This is a genomic window from Roseivirga sp., from assembly GCF_965216855.1.
Classification (GTDB): domain Bacteria; phylum Bacteroidota; class Bacteroidia; order Cytophagales; family Cyclobacteriaceae; genus Roseivirga.
In genome coordinates, this window is the sequence record NZ_OZ244204.1 from 3915364 (window position 1) to 3929399 (window position 14036).

Consider the following 14036-nt stretch of genomic DNA (forward strand, 5'->3'; position numbering starts at 1 on the left):
CTGGCAATTTTGTCGGGGGCTTATTTTTTAAAAAATACCCTAATCAGGGTATAGGTAGGCGCTTACGAATCGGTAAATTTACTATAGTTATGATCTCCTCAGCCATAACCATTCTCAGTGCCGGGGCTGCACTGTTTTTGACTCGCTATTCACGCAAGCCAATGACGCGTTATATCACCGTTTTTCTGGCTATTTCAAGTGTTATTTACCTGGAGCGATTTGTTGGAATTGCACCATACGGCTTTGTCATCTATGCCTTCGCTTCCATTTTGGCATCAGTGGAGCCGGGAAACTCCCTTAATCTGAAAGTCAGGCATAAAACATTCTTTGTGGCTATGGGGATAGTGATAGTGCTATTGGCAACCGCCCAGTTTTTAGAGTTTCAGCAATACATACCGGTTTATGTTTTGGGACTGCTCTACTGCTCAGTACTGACTTATTTTCTAATCAACGATAAAAAGAAAAAGCTCAGGTCTAGGTATGGTATTCTGTTAATCTGGACAGCCACAGCCATCAAGTGGATTGCTACTATTTTCTAAGTCGGGGTTATACACTTTTATCTCATCAGTAATGAGATAAAGAGTCAGGCTTAAAAAAACACATTGGTTTTATGAGTCAATATGGGTAAACTCGGAAACTCTAATTATTTCTGATATGTCTATGCGTCAATACCTTCGTTTCAGCTTCCTGATTTTACTGGCTGCTCTGAGTTCTTCTCTGTCAGGGCAACAAATCGATCCATCACGTTATCAATCGCTCGAATACAGAATGATTGGCCCATTCAGGGCCAGTAGAACTGTGGGAGGTGTGGGTATTCCAACTCAGCCCAATGTCTTCTATGTAGGAGTCAATAACGGAGGAGTGTGGAAAACAGATGATTACGGCAGGACCTGGAATCCCATCTTCGATGATGCGCCAACCGGTTCAGTCGGAGACATTGCTGTTTCTCCTTCCAATCCCGACATACTTTATGTGGGGAGTGGTGAAGGTCTGCACAGGCCCGATCTCGGAGTGGGTGATGGTATCTTCAAAAGTACCGATGGTGGAAAGACCTGGAAGCATGTGGGCTTAGGTGATGTGCAACAAGTGGGCCGCTTGATTGTCCACCCAAACAATCCCGACATTGTTTATGTTGCAGGCCTCGGCCATCCGTATGGAGCCAATGAGCAAAGAGGTGTTTTCAGAACTACTGATGGAGGAAAAACCTGGGAAAAGCTGCTCTACATCAATCATAATACCGGAGCTATTCAGGTAGAGTTCGATCCGAATAACCCGCAAATCATATATGCCGATATGTGGGAGCATCAGGAAGGACCCTGGGAAAATGCTGCTTTTTCCGGACCCAATAGTGGTTTATATAAATCTGTCGATGGAGGAGAAACCTGGAACAAACTAACCAACGGACTCCCGGGAGCCGAACAAAGTCTGGGAAGAATTGGAATTGGTATTGCACCAGGCAATTCCAACATCATTTATGCCACCGTTGATGCCCGTCAGAATGGAGGAATTTATAAAAGCGAAGATGCAGGCGAAAGCTGGAAGCTGATTCAAACAGACCGAAGATTATGGGGTAGAGGAGGAGATTTCGCAGAAATCAAGGTACACCCAAAAAATCCTGATAGAGTCTATGTAGGTAATGTAGCCTCCTATACCTCATGGGATGGAGGAAAGACATGGCAGTCCCTTAAGGGAGCCCCGGGTGGCGATGACTATCACAGGATTTGGATCAATCCCATTAATCCCGACATCATGCTATTCGTGGCCGATCAGGGAGCCGTTGTAACCGTGAATGCCGGAAGAACCTGGAGCTCATGGTACAATCAACCAACCAGTCAGCTCTATCATGTGAAAACAGACAATGCCTTCCCTTATTGGGTTTATGGTGGTCAGCAGGAGAGTGGAGCCATAGGTGTTGCCAGCCGTGGCAACGGTGGACAGATTTCATTCCGTGAATTTATGGGAGTCGGATCCGATGAATATGCCTATGTGGCACCCGACCCTAAAAACCCGGATATCATTTATGGTGGAAGGGTAATGAAATTCAATAAGAAAACGGGGCAGTCTACCAATGTAGCGCCTGAAGCTTTGAGGTCCGGTGACTATCGCGGTGTCAGAACAATGCCACTTTTATTCCACCCGGCTGATGACAACATGCTGCTGTTTGCTACTAATGTGTTATGGAAAACAATGAATGGAGGTCAGGGCTGGGAAGTCATCAGTCCGGATTTAACCTATGAACAACCTCCGGTGCCCGCTTCAGTTGGCGATTTCAAGACCAGGGAGATGGAAACCATGCGAAGAAGAGGGGTCATCTATGCTGTGGGCCCTTCACCGTTGGATATAGATGTCATCTGGGCCGGAACAGACGATGGTCGTGTTCACCTGACAACCGATGGTGGTGCTAACTGGAAAGAGGTAACCCCTCCGGCCATGAGCTCATGGGACAAAGTCTCTCAGATAGATGCCAGTCACTTTGATAAGAATACAGCTTATATCGCCATCAATGCCATCCGTAAAGACGACATGACCCCCTATGTGTATAAAACCAATAATGGGGGTGAAACCTGGGAGCTGGTGAACAAAGGAATGAATCCGGTAGGGCCGGTCAATGTGGTGCGGGAAGATCCAAAGCAGAAAGGTCTACTATATGCCGGTACTGAGCGCGAAGTTTACTTCTCGATTGACGAGGGTAAAAACTGGCAGTCATTAAGAAATAACATGCCCGCCACTTCCATCAGAGATTTAGTCATTCATGAAGATGATCTGGTGGTGGGAACACATGGCCGATCAATCTGGATTATGGACCATATTTCACCTTTGAGGGAAATGGCTAAGTCTGCTTCAGGGAAAGCCTATCTCTATGGTCCGTCAGATACCTACAGAGTAAGGTGGAACATGTTCAGCGATACGCCACTACCTCCTGAAGAACCTACAGGCGAAAATCCACCAGATGGTGCCCCAATCGATTATCAACTCAATCAGTCCGCCCGAATAGTGCAACTGGAAATTCTGGATTCTGAGGGTAATCTGATCAGAAAGTATAGCAGTAATGATCCGGCTGAAGAAAGAGATACCCTGTCATATGCCTACCCAACTTTCTGGATGCGTCCCGAACAACAATTGGGTACCACTGAAGGACACCATCGCTTTATTTGGGACTTGAGATATGCTCCACCTAAAGGCGCAGAACGCGACTTCTCTATTGCGGCAGTCTATCAAAATACTCCGAGTGGACCTCATGGGCCTTTTGTTAAACCGGGTACCTATCGGGCCAGACTCACGGTTGATGGGCAAAGCTATGAAAGACCTGTAACCGTGAAAATGGATCCAAGGGTAACGATTAGTCCTGAAGATCTTGATGAACAGTTTAACCTGAGTATGGCCTGTTACGGGGCCTATCATGAGTTGCAGGAAATGGTAGAGGCCATAGATGCCAAGGGAAATGCTTCTGATCAACTCAAAAACCTAAGAGGCAATGGAGCAGTGGGTGACCCTGATACCATGTATGGTAGTATTACTCAGGTGCCTGCTGAGCGTGAGACCCTGGTAGGCCTTCAGCATAAATTCTTATTTATGCATAACCTCTTGCAGGCGGCCGATGCCAGGCCTACTACTCAGACCCAAACGGCCATTGAGCAACTCAACCAGACATTGAATGCATTAAAAACCCGATATGATCGACTGAAGTAATGAACGATTCAGTTGAGAAATTTCAGTTTAAGTTCCAGATTTGGGCTTGTGGAACTTACTTCCAACTGAAAACCCTAAACTATTAAAATGAAAAAGATATTTCTTCTCCTCATAACAGTATCTCTAATGGCTGCCTGTACCAATTCTAAGTCAACCGGAGGTGGTCTAAGACATGTTGTATGCTTTAAATTCTCGGATGATGCTACAGAGGATCAAGTGAATGGATTGATTGAAGCATTCGAAGGACTTCAAAACGAAATTCCTCAGATCAAGGCCTTCGAATGGGGTCTCAATAATAGCCCGGAGGGGTATGATAAAGGGATGACCCATATTTTTCTATTGACCTTTGAAGATGAGCAGGCTCGGGATGAATATTTACCGCATCCTGCCCATGTGGCCTTCGGAGAGCAGCATGGTGGTATTATAGAAGATGCAGTGGTAGTCGATTATCTGATCAAATAAAAACAAACCCCAATAACTATTAACCAATAACCAATAACTCAAATTATGGCGCACGAAATAGACTATGAACTGATAGGTGATGATATGCAACTGGTAGAGGTGACTCTCGATCCGCAGGAAACGGTGAGGGCAGAAGCCGGAACGATGATGTATATGGACCAGGACATCCAGATGGAAACCGGAACGGGTGGAGGCTTAATGAAAGGACTGAAACGAATGTTTACGGGTGAAAGCTTCTTCATTACCTCATTCACCAATCTGGGTAATAGCCGACAGACAGTAGGTTTTGCCTCACCTTACCCGGGTAAAATTGTACCTCTTGATTTAGCTTCTAAAGGAGGAGAATTCCTTTGTCAGAAAGATGCTTTTTTATGTGCCGCTCATGGTATTGAAATCGAAGTAGCTTTTACCAAGCGTTTCGGAGCCGGGTTATTCGGTGGAGAGGGCTTTATTCTCCAAAGACTTACAGGCGATGGTTTGGCATTTATTCATGCCGGAGGAACTATTATAGAACGTGAGTTGAAACCGGGAGAAATGCTTAGAGTTGATACTGGCTGTGTGGTTGGATTCAGCCCCTCAGTAAATTATGACGTTCAGTTTGTCGGTGGATTCAAGAATGCCCTTTTCGGTGGAGAGGGATTGTTTCTGGTAAAGCTGACCGGACCCGGGAAAGTATATTTGCAAAGTTTACCATTCAGTAAGTTGGTAGACAGGATTCATAGGGCATTGCCACCAGCAAGAAAAGGCAACGACTAAAACCCATAAACCGCAAAGGGTATTTATATCCTCATTACCCCTTGCGGTTATTACTTGTATTCAGCGATCAACTCTATTTTTCCGATAATTTTGCTGTTGAATTCCTCCAATTCTTCTGCGGGAACCCATAATTCATTGTGATGAGAACCACCCACATTCTCCACATTGAATCTGGATAAATACGCTGAATCCATCTCCCATTTTACAATGTATCCTATTCCATAGGCGTCTACATTCCATTTTTTGGATATGTCTTCTGCGTATTGAAAATTCATTACGGGATAGAATATTGGTTGCTCAGGAAGCCTTGGAGGAAAAGCGTTCCATCCAGAAGCTTTGATCAAATCTAATTCTGCTTGATTTACAGGCCTATATAACGTAGTTGTATTCATTCTTTAATCGTTCTTTTTATACTCAAACCAATCATAAACTGCTTCTGCCTTGGAGGTAGAGCCATTGCCAGTGGCATATAGTCCTACATAAACTCCGGTAAACCACCCTACAGTTTCTGTGCTCAGAAATTTAGCATCGGCCGTTTCTATGATCTTAAAATCACTTCCATTCTGACTGTAGGAGAAAATGAAATCTGATCCATTGCTGCTTTCGATTCTCAAATCAACTGAACCTGGACCGAGACTTACTTCTTTGGACTCATAAATTGTTTGACCAAATTGAAGCCTGACCACCAGGTATCTCTTTCTACCTTTTCTTTTAATCATGAGGTCGAAATGAGAATTATTGTTCTCGAGCACCAATCCAGCCTCTTCATTATCACTTTTGTGTTCGAAGTTCAGACGAGTAGTGGCACTAAAAGCAATATCTGTTAGTCTTCTGGCTACATAAGTTGGCTTAGATTCACCTATTCTACTGGCAGATCCTTTGAGAGTGAGGGTGCCATTTTCGGCATTAAGAATAAAGTTTTGAGCCTTCGGGACTCCCTTATAGTTCCATTCAAAGCCCAACTCTGGTTCCTTAAACTCAACACGGGTAGGTTTTGCATTGAATGGTTTCAAGGGTAGAGTAGGGCTGGTCATTTCAATATCTACCGAGCCGTTTCCATTCACAACTGGCCAGCCACCTTTGGGCCACTCTACTGGTACCAGGTTAGTTTCCCGGCCCAGTGTGTGGTGTGGAGGATAACCTGCTATGCTTCTATAGCCATGAATCACCATCCACCAACTATCATCATGAGCCTGAATCATATCGGCATGACCGATGCCCTGAATCGGTTTACCCATACCTGGAATACGGGCATGTGCTGCAATGGGATTGGCGGGATTATCTATATATGGTCCCCAAATATTATGACTTCTGGCAATGGTAACCATATGTGCTTCTTCAGTGCCTCCTTCAGCGGCCATGAGATAATAAAATCCATCTTTCTTATAGATGTGTGGAGCCTCGGGGTATCGTCCTCCGGTAGAATTCCAAATCTTTTTTCTTTCCCCCACCTTACCTGTTTTAATATTCAGTTCAGCCATTTCAAAGGTAGAAGTGGTTACATAAGCTTTGCCGTCATCATCAAAGAAAAGGTCAGGATCAATTTCAGGCATGTCTATCCAGATAGGGTCCGACCAGGGACCGGCAGGATCAGTAGCTGTCATATAAAAATTACCTCCTTCACTGATGTTGGTGGTAATCATATAAAATATACCCTCATTGTAGCGGATGGTAGCTGCAAAGGTATTCAGGTTATTAGGAATCTGATCCCTTCTATGAATGACATGACCTATCTGCTCCCAGTTTACCAGATCCTTACTATGGAAAACAGGTACTCCCGGAAAGTACTCAAACGTGCTGGTTACCAAATAGTAATCTTCGCCAACCCTGCAAACACTGGGGTCTGAGTAGAAGCCTGAAATTATGGGATTGGTGTAGGTGATTTTGGCATTGGGGTCAGGGGCCTGAACCCATGGGTTGGGGTTTACCTGTTGAGCATAAAGTCCAACTTTAAGACTTAAAAGAAATAGGATAAGTACGCGTTTCATTCAAGCAAAATACTGAAAACCAATTACTCCAACTTCCAGAGATAGTCTAATTTCAAGAAACTTTTCCTAATGCCATTTGCTTTTACTTCTTTCGGGTAGAGTTTACCCAACTCGACCTTAAACTGAGACGCGCATTTCATGAAGAAACCCCTTATTGCCCTGGCCATTGGTGGCTTTGGTATCGGTATGACTGAATTTGTCATTATGGGCATTTTGCCTGATGTGGCAGCAGCCCTTGATATATCCATCCCCAAGGCCGGACATTTCATTTCTGCTTATGCCCTGGGAGTGGTAGTGGGAGCTCCGATTCTGACAGGTCTGGGAGGTAAATGGGCTTCACATCGTGTGCTGCTATTGTTGATGCTCTGGTTTACCGTATTCAATACCCTGTCTGCTTTTGCCAACGATTACACCACGTTACTGATCGCACGATTCCTTTCAGGTTTACAACATGGAGCCTTTTTTGGAATAGGGGCCGTAGTGGCAGGTAAACTGGCTTCTAAGGGGAAAGAGGCTCAGGCGATGGCCGTGATGTTCAGCGGACTCACTTTTGCCAATGTGTTGGGAGTTCCATTAGGAACCTATCTGGGGCATCACTTTAGCTGGAACATAGCCTTTCTGATAGTTGGCTTTATTGGCTTGCTGGCTATGCTATCTATCTATTTCTGGATGCCTGTACTTCCCAGAGCTTCCAAACAAGGTATTCTCAAAGACCTTGGCTTACTCAAAAGATTGGAGCCCTGGCTGGTCATTATTCTTACGACCATAGGCACAGGGGGATTTTTTGCCTGGTACAGTTATATCGCTCCACTGATTACAGAAGTGGCAGGTTTCGAAGAGCATCAGGTTGGGTATATCATGATTCTGGCGGGAGTTGGGATGACTACCGGAAATGTCATCGGGGCTAAAGTGGCCGATAGAATACTACCGATCAAAGCCGTGATTATCTTTCTTAGCCTGATGGTAGTAGCGTTGATAGTTAATGTGCTGGTGGCAGAGTATAAGATTGCACTCTTGCTAATGACTTTCCTCATCGGAGCCATAGCCTTTAGTCTGGCAGCGCCCATTCAAATGACCATGATCAGGTCATCGAAGGGGTCTGAGATGTTGGGTTCATCACTAAATCAAAGCGCTTTCAATATGGGGAATGCTTCGGGAGCCTATTTTGCCGGACTTCCGATTGCCATGGGATATGGCTTTAGCTCTGCTGATTTGGTAGGAGCAGTTATGGCCCTGATGGGAGTCTTTTTGGCGCTATTCATTATGTATGTCCGTCAACAAGCCAAAAGGAAAAGATTGGCTGTTGGTGGCTAGTTTACAATTCACCTTTTCATTAAGCTTGAACAGGATTGAACGGAAAAGGTAATTCCGAATTCAGCTTACAGATATTTCTTTTCGTCATATTTATTGGATCAAAAACCAACACTATGAGATACTTTTTAATGACTTCGCTGCTCTTGGCGACTATCCTGCTCAAGGCACAGAATAAAACCGATTATTACTACGAAATCCCTGAGTATCCAGGCACTTACAATGCTGGAACAGTGATGGCCAGAATGGTCGATGGTCTTGGGTTCAGGTACTACTGGGCTACAGCAGGGTTAACCAGCGATAACCTAAGTTATAAGGCCAATGAAGATGGACGCACCATGGCTGAAACGCTGGACCATATCTGGTCGCTGAGTAGAATTGTGATGAATGCCATTAAAGGTGAACCTACTACTTTCGATGTCGATCTGTCCCGGTTAAACTTCGAAGAAAAGAGGAACCAGACCCTTGAGTTCATTAAAACGGCCAGTGAAACACTCAAGAAATCCGATGCCAGTGATTTCGAAAACTTCGACATGATTTTCAAATATCCTGACGGAAATTCCCGAGAGTATCCTGTATGGAATGTATTAAACGGACCACTCTCAGATGCACTCTGGCATGTAGGGCAGGTAGTACTCATGAGACGAGGAGCCGGTAATCCATTCTCATCCAATGTTGGTGTATTGGAAGGAACAGTTAGAGAAAACTGACAGGCTTTTACTTCTTTGAAGAGAGTATCTTTTTCACCAAAGGCCCAATAGTAAGTCCCTGGCCAATAATGGAGAAGACAACAATTACATAGGTAACGGTTAAAAAGAGCTCTCTTTCCATTTCAGGTTGAAGGGACAGTGCCAGGGCAATGGAAATACCACCTCTGATACCTCCCCAGGTCATGATTACATCAGTTCTGGGGATGAATTCCAGTTTCTTATTGAAGATCATAATGGGGCCTGCCAAGGCGATGTATCGGGCCAATAAGGTAATTGGTATGGCCAGGAGACCCAGCAGAATATATTCACCATTGATGGCAACAATCAGGAGTTCAAAACCGATTAGTACAAAAAGAATGGCATTGAGGAAGACATCGATCAGCTCCCAGAACTTATCGACATAGTTCTGAGTGGTTTGTGACCAGGCAATTTCCGGTGATTTATTGCCAATAAATATACCCGCTACCACCACAGCCAAGGGGCCTGAGAAATGTACATAATGTGCAATTGAATAGATGCCCATGACCAGGGCCAGGGTAATCATTACTTCAGTCTCATAATGGTCAATGGTTCTCATAATCTGAAAGCCTAACCAACCCAATATCAAGCCCAGGGCAATACCTCCAAAGACTTCTTCAAAGAAGAGCAAGCCCACTTCCTGAGCTTCTACAGCTGCAATGCCTTTTTGAGCGATAGCGAAGATGACCAGAAACACCACTACACCAACACCATCATTGAAAAGTGACTCACCCACAATCTTGATTTCCAGCTTCTTGGGAGCCTTCGCATCTTTTAATATACCCAATACGGCAATGGGATCGGTAGGTGAAATGAGGGCGCCAAAAAGCAGACAGTAGATAAAGTCTATCGGATGGCCAACAGCCATTGCCACATAGTAGAATATGCCGCCCACAATGAAAGTGGAAATGACCACACCAAGAGTCGCAAACAGCATAATGGGGGCTTTGTGCTTAGCCAACTCATCGAGCTTGGTATGCAGCGCACCCGCAAAGAGCAGAAAACTCAGCATTACCTCCAGCAGTACAGTCTTGAAGTCTATAGACTCTATCAGCTCTTTTGATCTATCCAATATGCTGTGTTCAAACTGGCCAATCAATACAATTACCAGCGTAAAGCACATGGCAATAATCATCAGACCAATGGTGAAGGGCAGCTTCAGAAATTTGGTATTGATGAAAGCAAAGGCCGCTGAGAGTACGGTGAGAATGGTAATGATGGCGAAAACATCCATGGATTAGCTTTTAGGTTGTTCGAAAATATTGACTGTCTGTGAGAAATGGCAATTTGTAGTCGCTATTTTTTGCGGAACAGCCGGTAGGCCGGCTTAGGAAGTACTACCTGAGCAACTCCATCAGTGATGCCATGCACAATGAAGCCCAGTTCTCCAATGTAGGGAGGGCGCACATAGTGATAGTCTACACTCTCAGTTTGACCTGAAGCTTCCGTACCGCTGTTATTTCTGACCAGTAAATTGGCAAGACCTGTTTTCAACCAGGCATTTCTATCCCTTTTGGTTTTGAATTGAAGCTTCAGTCCTTCATAATCAAAAATCATCTGTCCGCGATTATTGAACTGATCACATGTGCCCGTGAAGTAGATGTGTTTAATAGCACCATCACTTATATTCACTTTACCCAGATTGGAAAAGATAGGATTGAAACTGGCAAAGGGCATCGAGGCAATATGCCCCGAATAGGTATGATTTCGAGGCGTGTTGAGTGGAAATTGGGCAGTGAAATAGATGTCTCCGGCCTCCATGAACCGACCGGAAAGCTCCACCTTAATGGTGTCTTTTTGGGTATCATTTTTCCTGATATTGGCGAAGTGTCCATCCATTTGGCTAAAGTTAACCCGGGCTGTTTTTGTCTGTCCTTTGGCCAGCACCTCATAACGTAACTCAAGGTTGATGATGTCTAATGTGTCTATATCCAGATGCATAGGTACCTGATTGACCAGCTCTCCAAGCAGGAGTTTCTCAACCTGTTCATCACGTGGCAGGTTCATATTCTGGAATAGGGTGATGGAAGGACTGACCAGGTCAAGACGTTTGGCCTGAATAGTATTCCCTCTGATCAGTTCGTTAAAATCAGCCTGATTGATATTGAGAGAATCCGCTGTAATGTTGAAGAATGTCTTTCTGTAATCAGCTTTCAGACTAGCCTGATAAAGGTTTCGTTTGGGTAAAGCCTCTATGCCAGCATTTGTAAATAAACTGTCTGAAAGACTCAGACTACTTTCTGCAATAGCAAAGCGATAGGGTGAGAAGCGAGGTATAAATATGACATCCTTCAGAGACATCTTCATATCCTTCAAATGGATGTTTTTGAGTACCTGACCTGAGCTGTTGTCTAGCGGCAGTTCAAACGATTGGGTTTCGAGCGAAAGATTCCTGCCGGCATAGAGAGTATCTTCCGGGTGTTGTAACCAGACCAGAGCAGCCTGTCCCTGTTCAATCAATAGCTGGTCGAAAGTCAATGAGGTAATTCTTTTGGACCCGGAAAGTTCTTCGGTCGAAGACTTTTGCACAGGCCTGCTATCAGGGATCAGAGATAAGAGGTTGGGTTCCTGCAGCTTTACTTCGCTGATATGTAAGTCTCTTTGGAGTAGTACATCCAGCATGTGAACCCCGGTGACTTCAAAGGCTTTGGCCCTAAAGAAAATCACAGGGTATTGCCTGACCAGTTCATTTCTGCTCGTATCAGTTTTGAATTCCACATCATTGAAGGTAATGCTCAGTCTGAACCAGGAGATTCGGCTTTCTGAGCTCTCAAAGTCAACGGAGTAATAATTGTCAAAGGTCTTTTTCAGTCTGGAGCTCAACTGTTCTTTGAGAATTCCTTCCAGAAAGAATGTAAAGAAGATAAACACAGAAATGAGCACAATGGAAGCAATAGCCAGGAAGGTGCGCAATGTGTTGCTCATTGATTTGAAGATACTGTTTTTTAGACAAAGGGACTTGAGAAGCAATTCATGAGGTCATACTAAATGATTTTAGTGGAAGCCCATTCTTGCCAAAAGCTGTTTATCTTAAACCCATGAATCTAAAGAAACGCCTTCAGTCCGGTGACCAGTTACTTGGTACTTTGCTCAGCTTGCCTTCGCCTGAAATTGCTGAAATGATGAGCCAGGTTGGCTTCGATTGGTTATTTATTGATTTGGAGCACGGACCTCATGGGTTTATGGAACTGCAAAGGATGTTGCAAGCCATGCGGTCTGACTGTGGCGCTTTAGTCCGGGTGCCGGAGGTCAGTGAATCGAATATTAAGAAAGTACTGGATATCGGTGCAGAAGGGATCATTGTACCCAAGGTCAATTCGGCCGAAGAGGCAGAACGAATCGTATCGTATGCCAAATACCCGACTCAGGGAGTGAGGGGAGTGGGAGCTGCCAGGGCTCAGGGATATGGACTTAGCTTTCAGGAATACATCGAGAAGGCGAATGAATCAACTATGGTCGTGATTCAGATAGAGCATTTTGAAGGGGTGAATCAAATCCATAACATATTGAGTGTAGAGGGGATCGATGTGGTCTTTATCGGGCCTTATGACCTCTCTGCCAGTTTAGGCTTAGCAGGTCAGGTAGATCACCCGCAAGTCAGAGAAGCGATTGAGAAAGTGGAACAGGCCTGTCAGGAGGTATCTATGCCAATGGGCTACTTTGGAACTACACCCGAATCTGTGAGGCCGTATCAGCAAAAGAAGGGCTATCAACTCATCACCTGCGGAACTGATTCGGGAGGGCTGATCGCGCAAGCGCAGGGTATTTTAAAAGGATTAAGAGGCTAAGAATTCTGATAGAAAGGCCGGGATGAACCTCCACCGTCCAAAAAGAGGCTATCCGATCATTAACCGTTCTGTAAGGGTTTGGCCATGGCGATAAAATCAAAGTACTCTTTTCCGATTTGAAAGCCATGTGTGCCGATTGGTTTGAATCCATTTTTCTCATAAAAACTAATGGCCCTGCTGTTTTCATGATATACTGAAAGCCATATCTTTTCAAAGGATTTATTTTGAGCTTCAATCAGTAGAGAGTCCTGCAATGCCTTCCCGATTTTCTTGGATAGGAAGTCTTTCAGGACATAGATTTTCTGAAGTTGACAAACCTTTTGGGAAGGCAGGAACTCTGAGGTAGAATCCAGTTTGAGTTTTGCATAACCCACCGGAAGGTCATTGTAGAAAGCAATGAAAAACTGATTGTTATCCTTTTCCAGACTGCTGCTGATTTTCGCGACTGAGAATGTTCTTTCAAGGTAGTCCAGCAGGTCGTTATGATCTGAAAACAAATGACCAAATGTGTCATTGAATGTAACCCTGCCGAGTAGTGCAATGCTTATAGCATCATTTATGGTTGCTTGGCGAATCTGTAGCATGAGTTTTGGCTTCTAGTTGCTTTAATCGATATAAATGAAGAATAATCGCAATGGCACAACCTATAAGGATAGGCATGGCGGATATCAACAAACCATATATTACATAGATGGAATTTGCCAGAGCTGAAAAAAGCCTAAGCCTATATTCTCCCTTGGTATACATGGAGTAAAGGTTTAGGGTTAATCCCAGATAACCAATAAGGTCATATATGGTCATTTTTATACTATACTTTTTATAGTACAAAGCTGATTTTATTAGTTTTGAAATCCAATAACTGTCAAAATTGACAGTATAAAATAATGCTATGATTCTAGATAAAGAGCACAGAGCGTATGAGGTTGATGGTGAGGTTTTCCATTGTGGTACTGCCGTTGGATTTCGGTTCATTGGCGGGAAATGGAAATCTATAATTATTTGGTACCTAAGGAATGGAAAGCTACGCTTTTCAGAAGTCAAATCGCTTATTCCGGACATCACTGATAAGATGTTGAGTATTCAACTCTCTGCATTGGAGGAGGATGGACTCATCGAACGTAAGAAGTATGGCGTGAAACCACCTTTCAAGGTAGAATACTCACTTACGGATACGGGACAGAGTCTTATTCCTGTGATTCAGAAAATAACGGAATGGGGAATTAATTATGCTGAGATTAACGGACGACTTATTAGCATCGCATAAACCGAATCTGCTTGGCCCGGACATGGGCCTTATGGTATCTTCCTTTGAG

13 protein-coding genes are annotated in these 14036 nt (G+C 44.2%); 8 read left to right on the forward strand and 5 right to left on the reverse strand.

The annotated features are described in order from the left end of the window. Window positions 1-89: 89 nt before the first annotated feature. From ACOOEY_RS17260 to ACOOEY_RS17275, 4 genes are all read left to right on the forward strand, one after another. Window positions 90-539, forward strand: a complete 450-nt coding sequence (locus tag ACOOEY_RS17260; RefSeq protein WP_420385973.1) for a hypothetical protein — start codon at window positions 90-92, stop codon at window positions 537-539. 115 nt (window positions 540-654) lie between these two features. After that, window positions 655-3690 (forward strand): WD40/YVTN/BNR-like repeat-containing protein, encoded by a 3036-nt coding sequence (locus ACOOEY_RS17265; protein ID WP_420385974.1) that lies wholly within the window; start codon window positions 655-657, stop codon window positions 3688-3690. An 87-nt stretch (window positions 3691-3777) separates the two neighbouring features. Beyond that, window positions 3778-4152: a Dabb family protein gene (locus tag ACOOEY_RS17270; protein WP_420385975.1), complete on the forward strand. Its 375-nt coding sequence runs from the start codon at window positions 3778-3780 to the stop codon at window positions 4150-4152. A 45-nt stretch (window positions 4153-4197) separates the two neighbouring features. Continuing rightward, the gene (locus ACOOEY_RS17275; protein ID WP_420385976.1) at window positions 4198-4908 is read left to right on the forward strand and encodes a TIGR00266 family protein; all 711 of its coding nucleotides are present in this window, start codon (window positions 4198-4200) and stop codon (window positions 4906-4908) included. Window positions 4909-4958: 50 nt separating this feature from the next. On the opposite strand, the gene ACOOEY_RS17280 is transcribed toward ACOOEY_RS17275, so the two are convergent. Then, complete coding sequence (locus ACOOEY_RS17280) at window positions 4959-5300, reverse strand: hypothetical protein (protein WP_420385977.1); 342 nt, start codon at window positions 5298-5300, stop codon at window positions 4959-4961. Between the two features lie 3 nt (window positions 5301-5303). Next, window positions 5304-6896: a glycoside hydrolase family 43 protein gene (locus ACOOEY_RS17285; protein WP_420385978.1), complete on the reverse strand. Its 1593-nt coding sequence runs from the start codon at window positions 6894-6896 to the stop codon at window positions 5304-5306. 138 nt (window positions 6897-7034) lie between these two features. Here ACOOEY_RS17285 and ACOOEY_RS17290 point away from each other — a divergent pair, with 138 nt between their 5' ends. Together ACOOEY_RS17290 and ACOOEY_RS17295 are read left to right on the forward strand one after the other, a co-directional pair. Beyond that, window positions 7035-8210 (forward strand): MFS transporter, encoded by a 1176-nt coding sequence (locus tag ACOOEY_RS17290; protein WP_420385979.1) that lies wholly within the window; start codon window positions 7035-7037, stop codon window positions 8208-8210. 113 nt (window positions 8211-8323) lie between these two features. After that, a complete protein-coding gene (locus ACOOEY_RS17295) occupies window positions 8324-8917 on the forward strand; it encodes a DinB family protein (RefSeq protein WP_420385980.1) in 594 nt (197 codons plus the stop codon). Between the two features lie 7 nt (window positions 8918-8924). Here ACOOEY_RS17295 and ACOOEY_RS17300 read toward each other — a convergent pair whose 3' ends face one another. Then, window positions 8925-10169, reverse strand: coding sequence for a cation:proton antiporter (locus tag ACOOEY_RS17300; RefSeq protein WP_420385981.1), 1245 nt, complete (start codon window positions 10167-10169; stop codon window positions 8925-8927). A 62-nt stretch (window positions 10170-10231) separates the two neighbouring features. Further along, window positions 10232-11860, reverse strand: coding sequence for a hypothetical protein (locus ACOOEY_RS17305; protein WP_420385982.1), 1629 nt, complete (start codon window positions 11858-11860; stop codon window positions 10232-10234). Window positions 11861-11973: 113 nt separating this feature from the next. Between ACOOEY_RS17305 and ACOOEY_RS17310 the strand changes: the two genes are divergently transcribed. Further along, window positions 11974-12723 carry an HpcH/HpaI aldolase family protein gene (locus tag ACOOEY_RS17310; RefSeq protein WP_420385983.1) on the forward strand — a complete coding sequence of 250 codons (750 nt, stop codon included), beginning with the start codon at window positions 11974-11976 and terminating at the stop codon, window positions 12721-12723. A 59-nt stretch (window positions 12724-12782) separates the two neighbouring features. Here ACOOEY_RS17310 and ACOOEY_RS17315 read toward each other — a convergent pair whose 3' ends face one another. After that, window positions 12783-13307: a GNAT family N-acetyltransferase gene (locus ACOOEY_RS17315; RefSeq protein ID WP_420385984.1), complete on the reverse strand. Its 525-nt coding sequence runs from the start codon at window positions 13305-13307 to the stop codon at window positions 12783-12785. A gap of 305 nt (window positions 13308-13612) precedes the next feature. On the opposite strand from ACOOEY_RS17315, the gene ACOOEY_RS17320 reads away from it, so the two are divergent. Next, the gene (locus ACOOEY_RS17320; protein WP_420385985.1) at window positions 13613-13987 is read left to right on the forward strand and encodes a winged helix-turn-helix transcriptional regulator; all 375 of its coding nucleotides are present in this window, start codon (window positions 13613-13615) and stop codon (window positions 13985-13987) included. Window positions 13988-14036 lie beyond the last annotated feature (49 nt).